The following is a 12,929-nucleotide window of genomic DNA, read 5'->3' as shown; positions in this document are numbered from 1 at the left end:
TGAATATCAACACCATCCACCAATAGCTGCCCGCCACTAGGCACCAATAGCCCCATCAATAAATCAACCAGTGTGCTTTTGCCACTGCCGGTGCTACCAATAATGCCGATTCTTTCGCCTTTTTTTATTTCTAAATCCAATCCCTGCAGCACCATTGGTGCATCTAAGCCATAACGAAAGCTCAGGTTTTTTATTTGAACCATTGCATTCAGCGGCAATGGCCTGTTGTGTTCGCTTTGCAATGCACCTTGTGGCATTGGTTGGTTCAGCATCGCCAACACATCTGCTACAGCTGAGCTGTAGGCGCGAATGCCGGCCCAGTTTGCATAAATCTGTTGCAAAGCCGGTAGCAAGCGTTGCGCCCCCAAGGCCAAAGTGCCCAGCAACGGGATCACCAGAGCCGTATCACCCCGTTGCATTTTGAGCAGCAGCGCCAGGGCTGCTATCAACAGCATCCCCAGCGCCTCTAGCCCATAACGGGGGAAAGCACCAAGGAATGTGTTTTGGGCCTGCTTTATCCGCATCGGCCGATCTGCCTTTTGGTAGATCCCTAGATAAGTGTTTTGGCTGCCATCTAGCAGCACATCCCTAATTGCTCCCAGTCCCTCCTGCAGTGCCTTCATTTGCTGGCGGCTGGTTTCAGCCACCAAGGCGCTATTGGCAGCAAGCTTTCTTTTGCTTGTGATCGCCAGCAGCCCATAGGCCACTCCAAACAACACTGCAGCAGTTAGGGCAACGCCCAAATCCACCACAAACAGGGCCAGCAATAAGCCAGCTGACACCAGTGTTGAGGTGAATAGCTGCAGGGTTAAGTTCAAAACCAACATAGTGAGGCCAATCTGGCTGGTGATGCCAGTGATCACACTGCTGCTATTGCGTTGCACATGCACCGCATAGGGTTGATGCAAGGTGAGTTTATAGGCTTCACAGCTGAGGTCGCTACCGATAGCAGCTGCCACCCTTCCATTCAGCCATAAATTAAGAAGCCTCACTGCTGCTGCCAGCACTGCCGCCACGCCAAATATCACTGTTGCCGGTAGCAGCAGCTGCCCGGCTGCTGTTATCCCCACTGCCTTAGCTAAACCCTGCAGCACCGGTTGCTGCCAGATCCGTTGCGGATCGGTTAAAACCGCCAGAAATGGCAATACCGCCGCCAGTGAAAACACCTCCGCTAAACCACTGGCCAGCATCACCAGTAGTAATAAACCCAGCTGGATGCGTCTGCGTTTACTTAGGTGTTGCCAAATGCCATAAAGCAATGCGCGGCTTGATTGTTGTGTTGTGATCTTTTTATTGCTCATTCAGTACTAATAATCAAGTGGAAGATGAATGGTTTTCCCATCCCGTGCCGAGCGGTAGGCACCGATCAGCAGCTCCAGGCTCTTTAAGCCCTCGCGGCCATCACACCGGGCTTCAGCCTTGCCCTGCAGCGCATCAAGCACATTCGCGTAGTAGGGCGGATGGCCAAAGCCATACACGCTGGTGGTTTGGTAGCTGGCCTGCTCCACCTCCGCATCGTCTGGGCTTTCATCGGCAAAAGCCCAGTGCTCGATCTGGTTCACCGCCGGCCCGCCGATCTTCACCGTGCCGGTTTCACCCAGCAGCGTGATCGAGCCCTCCAGGTTCTTTGGATAAGTGAGCATCGTTACCGCCATCGTGCCCAGGGCGCCATTACGCCAGCGCAGTTGCAGCGCTGCAGTGTCTTCCACCTCAATATCTCTGCCAATCGTTGCCGTAGAAGCGCTCACGCTTTCCACCGGCCCCACCAGCCAATCGAGCAAGTCCACATAGTGGCTTGCCTGGTTCATTAGAGCGCCGCCATCGAACTCCCAGGTGCCCCGCCAGTTGTCTTGGTTGTAGTAGCTCTGCGGCCGCTGCCAGAACACGTTCACCGCCACCATCGCCAGCTTCCCGAAGCGCCCCGCCTGCAGCTGCCGCTTCACCAGCTGCAGCGTGCTATTAAAGCGGTTTTGCTTCACCACAAACAGGTGCACCCCTGCCTGATCACAGGCCTTCACCATCGCCACCCCATCCGCCCAGCGCGTAGCCATCGGCTTTTCGGTGCACACATGCAGGCCCGCCTCAGCCGCGGCGATCACTTGGCCGGGGTGCAGGCCGCTAGGGGTAGCGAGCACCACCATGTCTATCGGAGTGGTGTTGTTTTGTGTTGCAGCCAGCAGTTCGCTGTAGCTATTGAACTGTTTGGGGTTAGTGGCAGCGCCCGGATATTCAGCAGCAGCTTCTGTGATTAATTGCTGGGCTTTTTCCAGCCGCTCCGCTTGCGTATCGCAAACCGCCACCAATTCAGCTCGATCTTGATGAAATGCAAAAGCACGAATGTGGTTTGCACTGATCCTTCCGCAGCCCACCAGGGCAATGCGAATGCGGCGATCGGTGATCGGGGCGATGGGGTGGAGCATAAAAAAAACAGCCCGAAGGGCGGCTGAGTAAAGGTTTTGTAGGCTGTTGGCTGTTAATCGTTAATCGCGCCGGAGAGGGCTGAGAGAAGCGCCGAGCGCTGTACCTATTAGGCCAATGGCCAACTTTTGAAGATCTGGCTGCTGCCGAGGGTCAGTGAGGATACGGAAGCCGCCAATTAGCACGAACACCGTAACTAACGCAGCTAACCAGAAGCGCAACATTTCTAGGCGTTTCCCATGGTTCTGAGCCGCATATTCCAACCAATCTTTAGCCAGATCAATCTGCGGTGGATTGGGCCTGGAGGCGGGCATCAGAAGTTCACCAGCTCCCGCTCAGCGCCGTCCTTGGATCGCAGGATCACGTGGACTTGCTGGCCTTCTTCCTGCTTCACCGTCTTGTACAGGGCAATAGCCCGCCTAAAGACCTCAGCTCGCGATAGCCCAGAAGCGCGGGCCACCTGGTCGAAGTCGTCAGCCAGCCGCTGGTTTAGACGGACCTCAAAACGGGTATCAGTCATGAGAGTCTTTTCGATCCGGACATCTGTACGTACAAACCTATTCGATTGCCGCTCAGGTGGCAATGCTTGTGCCCTTAGAGCTGCTGCAGTCGCACCACGATCGCTTCAGCGGCATAGCCATCGCCATAGAGCGGCGGCCGCTGCTGCAAGGGATCCAGCCCCAGCTGTTGCTCCATCGCCGTAAGCATGGCTGCGGGGTCGGCAGGATCAGCCAGCCGGTTCCAGCCGCACTTCAGCAGCTCCACCCATTCGGTTTCGCCACGCACCGTTACACACGGTGTGCCCTGCAGAAAGGCCTCCTTCTGCACCCCGCCCGAATCGGTCACCACCAGCGCCGCACGCCGCTCCAGCAGCAGCATCGCCAGAAAACCGAGGGGTTCGATGAGCGTGAGCTTCCCAAGCAATGGCTCCAGCCCGTGCTCAGCAATGCGGGCTCGAGTGCGCGGATGCAGGGGCAGCAACACCGGCAGGGGCGCCTGGCCCAGTGCCGTGAGGATCGCCTCCAAACGGGCAGGGTCGTCTGTGTTTTCGGCGCGGTGAATCGTGGCCAGCAGAAACGGCTGCTCGGCTCCAATCAAGCCCTGCAGAATTCCAGATCCCAGCAGCTCCGCGGCGCGGGCCTCCGCCAGCTCCCCGAAGATCCGTGCTGCATCGGCCATCACATCACCAGTGCGCACAATTCGCTCCTTCGCTATCCCCTCTCGCTGCAGGTGAGCTACTGCCGTGTTAGTGGGGGCAAAGCAAAGATCAGCCAAGTGATCAGTAAGCACTCGGTTTTGTTCCTCCGGCTGATGGCGGTTGAAGGAACGCAGCCCGGCTTCCACATGCAGCACCGGGATCTTCAATTTGCTGGCAGCAAGGGCACCGGCCAAAGTTGAATCGGTATCGCCATACACCAGGAGCGCATCAGGCTGTTCAGCCAGCAGCACCGCTTCTATGGCCTCCAGCATCCGGCCGGTGTTAGCCCCATGGCTACCACCACCGATGCCCAGATGAAAAGCTGGCTCCGGGATCCCCAGCTCCACAAAGAACTGGTCAGACATCGCTGCATCAAAATGCTGGCCGGTATGCAGGATTTTCTCCTGAATGGCTTGAGGGCCAGCGTGCGTGGCGGCAATCGCCCTACTCAACGCCGCCGCCTTAATAAACTGGGGCCTGGCGCCCACCACGGTGATTAGTTGCACTGGCTTATTGCATCTGCAACGGATTTAGTAATTTCAACAAGATCCTCATCGCTCAGGTATGGGTGCATCGGCAGGCTCATTACCCGTTCGCTAGCAGCCTGGGCCACCGGGCAGCTGCAGCTTTGATGGCAGTGCCGGGCGCAGGGTCCTTGGCCGGCCAGGGCTGGTTGCTGGCAGAGCAGCGTTGGGTAATGAACGGCAGTGGGGATGCCCTGCTCTTTGAGATAGGCCTGCGTAGCCGCTCGGTTATCCACCTGAACCGTGTATTGGGCGTAAACGCTCGTGTTGCCTGGCGCCAATTTGGGGGTGCTGCTGATTCCAAACGCCTGCAGCCTGGCGCTCAGCGCCGCACCAATCCGGTCGCGGGCCTCCACCTCCGCCTCAAACAGTTCGAACTTGGCCAGCAGGATCGCCGCCTGCAGGGTGTCGATCCGCCCGTTCACGCCCACTTCAGTGTGGAAGTAGCGGCGGCTTTGGCCATGGCGTGAGATCCGCCGCATCTTCTCGGCCAATTCAGCATCTGCCGTAAAGCAGGCCCCAGCATCGCCGTAGCCACCCAGGGGTTTGGAGGGGAAGAAGCTGGTGGTGCCAATCGTGCTCAGGCTGCAGCTGCGGCGGCCGTATTGCTGAGCCCCAAAGCTCTGGGCGCCGTCTTCAATCACTGGAAGGCCATGGCGCTCGGCAATGGCGTTAATTGCTACAAAATCAGCCGGCTGGCCATAGAGGCTCACGGGGAGGATCGCCTTGGTGCGTGGCGTGATCGCCGCCTCCAACTGGCTGGGATCGAGGTTGTAGGTGTTTGCATCAATATCCACATACACTGGTACAGCCCCGAGCAGGGCAATAGTTTCCGCCGTGGCGATAAACGAGAACGGCGTAGTAACAACCTCATCACCTGCCCCTACACCAAGAGCCATCAGGGCGATCAAAAGGGCATCGGTGCCGCTTGCCATCGCGATGCAATGCTCTACCCCCACATAGGCAGCTAAGTGCTGCTCCAATTCAGCAGCTTCTGGGCCCAAAATGTATTGGCCATGGTCAAGTACGCGCGCAATTCGCGAATTAATTGCTTCTCGCAGGCTGCGGCCATCGGCTAACAGTTGCTCTTGTTGAACTTTGAGATCAATGAATTGCATTTACTTAGTTCAAATCATTAAATTAAGGCTCGCCATTAAATGGGGCTTGTTGCGCTAATTGCTCAGCCAATGCCCTTGCCGTAGTCCATTTGCCGCCAAACACACTAATTAGTTGTTTATGGCGCCTATACACAGCATTTCGGCTTGTTCGCGACACATCACTGGCTTTGCCATCGGTGCAATGAACGATCGGACGCAAACCAGCAAAGAAACGTTCCTGCTTGAAAGCAGTATCTGCCCATGCCGGCAGATGGCTAGCCACCAATGCCCGTAACAATTGCTGCTCATTATTGCTAGCAGTTATGGGCTCCTCGAGGCTTTGCACTTCTTCCGTGGTACCTACCAACAGTTCACCTTGATATGGCAGCAGAAAAGCAATACGAGCACTGCCAGGCACTTCTACAAACAAGCCGGTGCTAGGTAGTGATCTTCCTTTAGGCACTGGTAGCAACATGTGGCTACCCCGCACCAGATCAAGCTTTACATCTGTGGATATACCGGATTGCTGCAGCAGCTCCACAGCCCATGGGCCAGCTGCATTCACCACCCAATCGAATCGGAAACTCCCCATCGAAGTTGTTAGCCAACCGTTGGAACTCAGATTTTTAACAGGTTTGTATTCATTTATGTGAACACCACAAGCTTTGGCCTGGGCAAGCACCCATTGGCCAAGCTCCTGCTCATCCATCTGGCCATCCCAAAACTGCCAAGCCCCTTGAAGGCCATCCCTCACCAAATCAGGCTGCAACGCCTGCACCGCTTCCGGATTAAGCCAACGGGCGAAACTAGGCAGTTGGCCAAGGGCGAGGCCATCGTAGAAACCCAAACCCAACTGCCATTGCCAAGCGGGGCGGCGATGGTTTGCATAAATAGGCAGCAATAGCTGCAACCAATGGCAATGCTGGGGTACATCCCGCAACCAACGCCCACGCTCCCGCAAGCTTTCGGCCACCAGTGCCAGATGACCCTGCTCTAGGTACCTCAAGCCCCCATGCAGGAGCTTTGTGCTGGTGCTACTGGTTTGCGCTAGGCAGTGATCTCGTTCATATAGCTCCACCTGCCAACCACGCCGGGCAAGTTCCCAGGCGATGCATAGCCCATTGATGCCACCGCCAACTACGGCAACAGTTCCTAATGGCACACCGATGCGTGGCTTAGCTGATCGCCTTTCAATAAATAGGAATCACCTGTATGGGGACAGATCCAACTACCTTCACCAAATAGAGGCAGCTCCACACGCTCGCCATAGGTGCTCATCCAACCAACTTGCCTTGCAGGAACCCCCACCATCAAGGCAAAGGCCTTAACACTTTTATTGATTACTGCACCAGCTCCGATAAAGGCATAATCGCCAATAGTGTTGCCGCAAACTATTGTGCAATTTGCTCCTAATGTTGCTCCCCGTTTCACTAATGTAGGGCGATATTCGTCTTTTCTGGAAACAGCTGAGCGCGGGTTATACACGTTTGTGAAAACCATGCTAGGGCCGCAAAAAACGTCGTCCTCAAGAGTTACGTTATCGTAAACCGACACATTATTCTGAATCTTTACATTATTGCCAATCAACACACGGTTGCCTACAAATACATTTTGCCCAAAGGAGCAGCCCTCACCGATCACCGCACCAGAACAGATATGAACCCAATGCCAAACGCGACTATCAGCCCCAATAGTTGCGCCTTCATCAACTATCGCTGAATGGTGAATAGAAACTGTAGAGTGAATCATTTGTTTACCAAGATTCACAAGCGAATTGGATTAAGTTCGCGAGGCATCATACCCTTTAAATCAAGCAATACCGCATCTGATCTCATCATTTGCTGCCATTTAGCAATTGCAAAATCACAGAATTGTTTATGCGATACAGCGCCAACAACAGCCTTAAAATTGATATCTTTGGGGATATGGAGCTGTACATCAAGGCCATATTCACGCTTGGCTTCTTCAATATTTACCCAGGGATCAACAACCACAGGTTCCATTCCATAATTAATCAATGCATTAATTAAATCAACTACTCTGGTGTTGCGTAGATCAGGGCAATTTTCTTTAAAACTTAAACCTAAAACCAACACCCTTGAGGCTCCGATCACCATGCCGCGCCGCGCCATTTCGAGAACTAATTGCTCAACAGCCCAGCTACCCATGCCATCGTTAATGCGGCGGCCAGCTAGCACCACTTGAGGGTGATAACCAACCTGTTCGGCCTTGTGGGTGAGGTAATAGGGATCAACACCAATGCAATGCCCTCCAACTAATCCTGGCCTAAAGGGTAAAAAATTCCACTTAGTGCCAGCTGCCTCAAGCACATCCAAGGTATCAATACCTAACTTACGGAAAATAATCGCTAATTCATTCACCAAAGCGATATTTAAATCACGTTGCGTATTTTCAATTACTTTTGCTGCTTCCGCCACCTTTAGGCTAGATGCCTTATGGGTGCCTGCTTTTATTATCGAACCATAAAAACTATCAACCCAGGTGGCAACGTCTGAAGTGCTTCCGCTTGTTACTTTTACAATTGTGGTGAGTTTATGCTCCGTATCACCTGGATTAATTCGTTCAGGGCTATAGCCGCAGAAGAAATCTTTATTAAAAGTAAGCCCTGATTCGCGCTCTAAAATTGGCACACACACTTCTTCTGTAGCACCAGGGTACACAGTGCTTTCATAAATAACAATTGGAAAGATAATGGCATTTTCTTTTAGTTTGTGGGCTGCAGCCCTTGCTTTAAGCGCTTGCCCCACCGTGGCACTGGCTTTTTCTAATGGCTTTAGATCCGGACGTTTAGCATTATCAATCGGTGTGGGAACTGTTAAAATGAATACATCAGCCTGTGCAAGCTCAGCTGGGTTACTTGTGTATTCCAAATTGCTAGCAAGCTTGAGTTCCTCTTGACTTGTTTCTTTAGTGCGATCAAACCCAGCTCGCAATTCAGTTAAGCGTTCTTGATTGATCTCAAAACCAATCACTCGTCGCATTAAATCAGCGCCTGTGCGCACACAGGCTTGCTGCTTAGCAAATTCCACCGCCAGCGGCAGGCCCACATAACCCAGGCCAATCAATGCCACGGTGCAGTTGGTTAGGGGGGGTAATTGATTACTCATTTTCTCTGTCTCAAACTCCATAAAACTCTCGATACCAGGCCACAAATCGGGCCACCCCCTCGCCTACGGGGGTGTTTGGTTTGAAACCCGTCCAGGTTTCTAGTGCTGAGGTATCAGCCGCAGTAGCGGGCACATCACCAGGTTGCATCGGCAGGAAGGTCTTCGTGGCCGTGATCCCCAGGGCCGATTCGATCGCGCCGATGTAATCCAGCAGGGGTGTGGGGTTGGAATTGCCGATGTTGAACACCCGGTGGGGCGCCCAGCTGCTGGCTGGATTGGGCTGGCTAGGATTAAAGGCCGGATCTGGGGTGGCTGGCTTATCGAGCACCCGTAGGAGGCTTTCAACAATGTCGTCTACATAGGTGAAATCCCGCACCATTTGGCCGTTGTTAAACACCTGAATTGGCTCGCCCGCCAGGATCGCCTTGGTAAACAGAAACAGGGCCATATCTGGCCTACCCCAGGGGCCATACACCGTGAAAAAGCGCAGGCCCGTGGCCGGCAGCCCATATAAATGGCTATAGGTGTGGGCCATCAATTCATTGGCCTTTTTACTTGCCGCATAGAGGCTCACAGGGTGATCCACGCCCTGCTGCTCTGAAAACGGCAGGTTTGTATTACCGCCATACACCGAGCTACTGCTGGCATACACCAAATGTTCGATGCCGTGGTGGCGGCAACCCTCCAGCACATGGCCAAAGCCCACCAGGTTGCTTTGGATATAAGCCGCTGGGTTTTCGATTGAGTAGCGCACCCCCGCCTGGGCCGCCAAATTCACCACCTGCTGGGGCTTGTGCGCCGCGAAGGTAGCTTCTACCGCGGCGCGGTCTTCCAGGTCGGCCTCGATCAGCTGAAAGTTGGTGCCCGTGCGTTCAGCTGTGGCCTGCAGCTGCTTAAGGCGGGCCCGCTTTAGGGCTGGGTCGTAGTAAGGATTCATATTGTCGAACCCCAGCACCGGAGTGCCCCGCTCCAGCAGCCTGCTGCTCAGGTGAAAGCCAATAAAGCCGGCGGCGCCGGTAACTAAAACGGTCATATGAAGTTGTGCAGCACTGGTTGTTGCCAGATCCGTTGCGGATCACTTAACACCGCCAGAAATGGCAATACCGCCGCCAGTGAAAACACCTCCGCTAAACCACTGGCCAGCATCACCAGTAGTAATAAGCCCAGCTGAATGCGTCTGCGTTTACTTAGGTGTTGCCAGATGCCATAAAGCAATACCCGCGAGCTAGAGGTGCTTTTTGAGCTAATTGTCATAAATACTGAATTTCAGTTCTTAGGCGGGTGTTATTCGGCTGGATTGATGATTTGCAGGTATTGAGGGGGGGCTCAGGGGGGCTGCTGCCAGGGCAGTAGATCCTCAAGCAAGCGCTCGCAATCGACAGGTTGCAGCCGAAACTTCGGATAGGCCAGCACACGCAACAGCTCCCTAGCCGCTGGCTCAGCATGTCCGGATGGGTTAAGAGTTCACGGCCTACGCGCCCAGATCACGGCCTCGGCCACGTCTGTCTCGCTGATGCCCAGCTCAACCAACCGCATCCGCGCAGCCGCAGCTTCGGCCTGCTCCACCACCGCTTTCGGCAGAGTGAGTTGGTTCTTGATGGTGCGCTTGGCATCAACCATTACAGCAAGCCGCGGATGGGCCTCGGGTAAGGATTCCTTACTTAAGGAGAGATCCAACGCAAAGCTCAGCCACAGCCCCTGTAGCGAACTTGAACTGGCCGATCCCGCATTGGCATGTGGGCAGGAGCAGCCCGTCAAACGCCGCAGGTTCTGCAGATAGCTGCGGAAGCGCTCTTTTCTGCGGCCGTCGGCCAAGCGCTGGATGCCAAAGCTCAGCTCATGAATCACAAGGCTGGCTGTCTGCAGGCTGTGGCCTCCCTGCTCAAGCCGCACAACACGTTGGTGTGGAGCAGAACGTTCACGCCAGCACTCTCACCACCCTCGGTGCGGATTGAAGGGCAGGCACTGGCCCGCTTCAGCTGTTGGCGGCCAGCCAGGCGGCCAAATCGGCCGGGCCCTGGAAGTCGAGCAGGGCATCGGCCAGGGCTTCCAGCTGCTCCAGCGGCAGGGCCTGGATCTGGGCGGTAGTTGGCTCGCTGATGGGGCCGCAGCGGCGGTTGAGGAGGCGGAGGGTCATCTTGGCGGCTTCGCGGGCTTCACCGCAGGCCTCGCCTTCCTGGCGGCCTTCCTGGCGGCCCTCAGCCAGCCAATCCTGAACGGCGCGGGTGTGGCGGATTTCTTCTCGGGGGATACCGGCAATCACCATGATTTGCTCCTCGGTGAGTTCAGGAAATCGTTGCACCAGCATAGGCAGCACAACCGTTTTTAGATCAGGGCGCCTGGCCAAAATCTGCTGACTGCTAGCTGCCAGTTCGCTCTCGGGCCGCACCGGCAAGGTGAGCAGGTTGAGCAAAGGGTCGAGGTTGGGCTGCTGGCTCAGCTCCTCAAGGCTGAGCCACACCACCTGTTGATCCAAAAACACCTGCAGCGCCTGGGTTGGGCCGAGCTTGAGGCGGTTATGGGGCGTGATCACCAGCACAGCCCAGTGCTCCACCTGCGGGTGCTGCTGCAGAAACCGATAGGTCTGCGCCGCTAGGCGGTGGTGAAAGCCTGGATCCGGGTGCATCTGCACCTCCAGCAGCACCACAGGAAACTCCGGGCTGCCGGTTTCAGCGCAGCCAGTGGTTTGGCGCGGCCACAAAACCCCATCGAGGCGGTGGCTGAGCTCTTTGATTTCAAGAGCTTCAAAGCCGTAGAGCCGATCGCCGGGGGCATCTGGGTCGAGGCCCAGTGCGTTGGCGGCGGCTGAGCCCGGCAGCAGTGAGCGGATTAGGTCGGGGGCGCTCTGGAAAACCCGGTAGTACCAGCGGTCGGTGTTCACTCGGGCTGGGGCAGCTGGTGGAATTGGGGCCTTGTTGGCGGCAGAAGGCTCAGGGGGAAGCCTCGTCTGATCAGCCAGCCGCCCGTTCAGCAAAAGGTTCTGCAGCCGGATCAGCGCCGCCAGCAACGCCCCCCCGCAGGTTGCAAAAACCGTGGCGTGAGCGATTCCGTACAAGCTGTACAGAACCCTGAACAGCTGATCAAGGCACCCTTCAGCTGTTGGCGGCCAGCCAGGCGGCCAAATCGGCTGGGCCCTGGAAGTCGAGCAGGGCATCGGCCAGGGCTTCCAGCTGCTCCAGCGGCAGCGCCTGGATCTGGGCGGTGGTGGTTTCGCTCAAGGGACCGCAGCGGCGGTTGAGTTGGCGGCCTTCTGCTAGCCAGTCCTGTACCGCCCGGGTGTGGCGGATTTCTTCTCGGGGAATGCCGGCAATCACCATGATTTGCGCCTTTCCAGATCAGGGCGGCTGGCCAGGAAAGATGTGGACCAGAGGGGCGAACCACATTCAGAAAAGGCGTTCGGCTTGGCGAGGGGGGGCATAAGAACAAGCACACGCTTAAATCAAAGCAGCAGCACCGGCTCACCAGCGGCAGAAAGCAGCCGTGCCGCCTCCCTGTCAAACGTTGCCAGCTGCTCACCACCAAGGGTTCGGCCGCCGTAGGCGATCACCCCATCAGCAAAGTCGCCCCCCGAAGTGAGAAGCTTCAGCCCGGCACGAACAGCCTGGCGATCAACAGCCACGCCTCTGCTGCCAATCAGCGCTTCGATGGCGGTGGCGCAGTCGCTGGCCGCGAAGCCATACACCCGACGCAGCACCCACACCAGCTCGCACAGCACCGGCACGGGGATCGCGATCAACTCCGCTGACTCCAGCAGATCGGTTGCCGCCTTGGCCTGCTCAGGATCGTCCTGCACCAGGGCACGCACGAGCACATTGGTGTCTGCGGTGACCTTCACTAGTTGCTGGCGGGCAGACCAGTCCAACCGGAGGCCGCGGCCTCGTTCAACTCCGCCAAGCTCGCCCGGCGGGCGCTGCGCCCTGCCAGCAGGCCGATGAATCCATTGATGCTGCCGGTGGCCTGCTCCGCATGGAACTCCAGCCGCCCTCCCGGCAGCACCTCCACATCGACGCGCTGACCCGGCTGAATGCCGAGATGGGCCAACAGTTCCTTGCGCAGGGTCACCTGGCCCTTGCTGGTCACCGTGAGCGACACAGCGGATTGTGTTGTCGCTGATCGTTTTGTCATGGCGAGACGGCACCAATAAGGTCAGCGTAAGGCAAAAGTGCCTTACTGGTGTGCTCCGCAGTCAGATCACAGTAACAAGCCGTCGTAAGAAACGGCCGAATCAGCACCCCGCTTCAGCTGATAGCGGCCAGCCAGGCGGCCAGATCTGCCGGGCCCTGTAAGTCGAGCAGGGCATCTGCTAGGGCCTCGAGTTGCTCCAGCGGCAGCGCCTGGATCTGGGCGGTGGTGGCCTCTGCGAGGGGGCCGCAGCGGCGGGTGAGGAGGCGGAGGGTCATCTTGGCTTCACCTCTGGCTTCACCTCTGGCTTCGCCCTCCTGGCGGCCCTCAGCCAGCCAATCCTGAACGGCGCGGGTGTGGCGGATTTCTTCTCGGGGGATACCGGCAATCACCATGATTTGCTCCTCGGTGAGTTCAGGAAATCGTTGCACCAGCATAGGCA

At 56.4% G+C, this 12,929-nt stretch carries 16 protein-coding genes; all 16 read right to left on the bottom strand.

Annotated elements, in window-relative coordinates:
* On the bottom strand, window positions 1-707 hold a 707-nt coding region (locus KBZ22_RS14370; protein ID WP_255022409.1), incomplete at its 3' end, for an ATP-binding cassette domain-containing protein.
* 600 nt (window positions 708-1,307) lie between these two features.
* On the bottom strand, window positions 1,308-2,420 hold the full coding sequence (locus KBZ22_RS13815; protein ID WP_255022408.1) for a Gfo/Idh/MocA family protein: 1,113 nt from the start codon (window positions 2,418-2,420) through the stop codon (window positions 1,308-1,310).
* Window positions 2,421-2,731: 311 nt separating this feature from the next.
* Window positions 2,732-2,938: a CopG family transcriptional regulator gene (locus tag KBZ22_RS13810; RefSeq protein WP_255022407.1), complete on the bottom strand. Its 207-nt coding sequence runs from the start codon at window positions 2,936-2,938 to the stop codon at window positions 2,732-2,734.
* Window positions 2,939-3,012: 74 nt separating this feature from the next.
* On the bottom strand, window positions 3,013-4,104 hold the full coding sequence (wecB, locus tag KBZ22_RS13805) for a non-hydrolyzing UDP-N-acetylglucosamine 2-epimerase (RefSeq protein ID WP_255022411.1): 1,092 nt from the start codon (window positions 4,102-4,104) through the stop codon (window positions 3,013-3,015).
* An 8-nt stretch (window positions 4,105-4,112) separates the two neighbouring features.
* Window positions 4,113-5,258: a DegT/DnrJ/EryC1/StrS aminotransferase family protein gene (locus KBZ22_RS13800; RefSeq protein WP_255022406.1), complete on the bottom strand. Its 1,146-nt coding sequence runs from the start codon at window positions 5,256-5,258 to the stop codon at window positions 4,113-4,115.
* A gap of 22 nt (window positions 5,259-5,280) precedes the next feature.
* Entirely contained in the window at window positions 5,281-6,399 is a 1,119-nt protein-coding gene (locus KBZ22_RS13795; RefSeq protein ID WP_255022405.1) for an FAD-dependent oxidoreductase, read from the bottom strand.
* Window positions 6,390-6,986, bottom strand: coding sequence for an acyltransferase (locus tag KBZ22_RS13790; RefSeq protein WP_255022410.1), 597 nt, complete (start codon window positions 6,984-6,986; stop codon window positions 6,390-6,392). The genes KBZ22_RS13795 and KBZ22_RS13790 overlap by 10 nt, the downstream gene beginning before the upstream one ends.
* Before the next feature lie 14 nt (window positions 6,987-7,000).
* Window positions 7,001-8,329: a nucleotide sugar dehydrogenase gene (locus KBZ22_RS13785; protein WP_255022404.1), complete on the bottom strand. Its 1,329-nt coding sequence runs from the start codon at window positions 8,327-8,329 to the stop codon at window positions 7,001-7,003.
* Window positions 8,330-8,375: 46 nt separating this feature from the next.
* Window positions 8,376-9,398 (bottom strand): NAD-dependent epimerase, encoded by a 1,023-nt coding sequence (locus KBZ22_RS13780; RefSeq protein WP_255022403.1) that lies wholly within the window; start codon window positions 9,396-9,398, stop codon window positions 8,376-8,378.
* Complete coding sequence (locus KBZ22_RS13775; protein WP_255022402.1) at window positions 9,395-9,619, bottom strand: hypothetical protein; 225 nt, start codon at window positions 9,617-9,619, stop codon at window positions 9,395-9,397. The genes KBZ22_RS13780 and KBZ22_RS13775 overlap by 4 nt, the downstream gene beginning before the upstream one ends.
* 210 nt (window positions 9,620-9,829) lie before the next feature.
* Window positions 9,830-10,213: a hypothetical protein gene (locus tag KBZ22_RS13770; protein WP_255022401.1), complete on the bottom strand. Its 384-nt coding sequence runs from the start codon at window positions 10,211-10,213 to the stop codon at window positions 9,830-9,832.
* A gap of 127 nt (window positions 10,214-10,340) precedes the next feature.
* The gene (locus KBZ22_RS13765; RefSeq protein ID WP_255022400.1) at window positions 10,341-11,246 is read right to left on the bottom strand and encodes a DUF2887 domain-containing protein; all 906 of its coding nucleotides are present in this window, start codon (window positions 11,244-11,246) and stop codon (window positions 10,341-10,343) included.
* 211 nt (window positions 11,247-11,457) lie between these two features.
* Window positions 11,458-11,682, bottom strand: coding sequence for a DUF4351 domain-containing protein (locus tag KBZ22_RS13760; RefSeq protein WP_255022399.1), 225 nt, complete (start codon window positions 11,680-11,682; stop codon window positions 11,458-11,460).
* A gap of 122 nt (window positions 11,683-11,804) precedes the next feature.
* Complete coding sequence (locus tag KBZ22_RS13755) at window positions 11,805-12,200, bottom strand: type II toxin-antitoxin system VapC family toxin (RefSeq protein ID WP_255022398.1); 396 nt, start codon at window positions 12,198-12,200, stop codon at window positions 11,805-11,807.
* Window positions 12,200-12,490: an AbrB/MazE/SpoVT family DNA-binding domain-containing protein gene (locus tag KBZ22_RS13750; RefSeq protein ID WP_255022397.1), complete on the bottom strand. Its 291-nt coding sequence runs from the start codon at window positions 12,488-12,490 to the stop codon at window positions 12,200-12,202. Before KBZ22_RS13750 ends, KBZ22_RS13755 begins: the two co-directional genes overlap by 1 nt.
* Before the next feature lie 113 nt (window positions 12,491-12,603).
* The coding region (locus KBZ22_RS13745) for a DUF4351 domain-containing protein (RefSeq protein ID WP_255022396.1) at window positions 12,604-12,929 on the bottom strand (326 nt) is incomplete at its 5' end.

This window comes from Cyanobium sp. L1E-Cus (assembly GCF_024345755.1).
Lineage (GTDB): Bacteria > Cyanobacteriota > Cyanobacteriia > PCC-6307 > Cyanobiaceae > Cyanobium_A > Cyanobium_A usitatum.
This window is presented reverse-complemented; position numbering and strand designations above follow the sequence as displayed.

Bases quoted from the DNA above. Each gene is read 5' to 3' on its own strand.
- KBZ22_RS13815 (WP_255022408.1), bottom strand. From the start codon at position 2,420: ATGCTCCACCCCATCGCCCCGATCACCGATCGCCGCATTCGCATTGCC.
- KBZ22_RS13810 (WP_255022407.1), bottom strand. From the start codon at position 2,938: ATGACTGATACCCGTTTTGAGGTCCGTCTAAACCAGCGGCTGGCTGAC.
- KBZ22_RS13800 (WP_255022406.1), bottom strand. From the start codon at position 5,258: ATGCAATTCATTGATCTCAAAGTTCAACAAGAGCAACTGTTAGCCGAT.
- KBZ22_RS13790 (WP_255022410.1), bottom strand. From the start codon at position 6,986: ATGATTCACTCTACAGTTTCTATTCACCATTCAGCGATAGTTGATGAA.
- KBZ22_RS13780 (WP_255022403.1), bottom strand. From the start codon at position 9,398: ATGACCGTTTTAGTTACCGGCGCCGCCGGCTTTATTGGCTTTCACCTG.
- KBZ22_RS13775 (WP_255022402.1), bottom strand. From the start codon at position 9,619: ATGACAATTAGCTCAAAAAGCACCTCTAGCTCGCGGGTATTGCTTTAT.
- KBZ22_RS13760 (WP_255022399.1), bottom strand. From the start codon at position 11,682: ATGGTGATTGCCGGCATTCCCCGAGAAGAAATCCGCCACACCCGGGCG.
- KBZ22_RS13750 (WP_255022397.1), bottom strand. From the start codon at position 12,490: ATGACAAAACGATCAGCGACAACACAATCCGCTGTGTCGCTCACGGTG.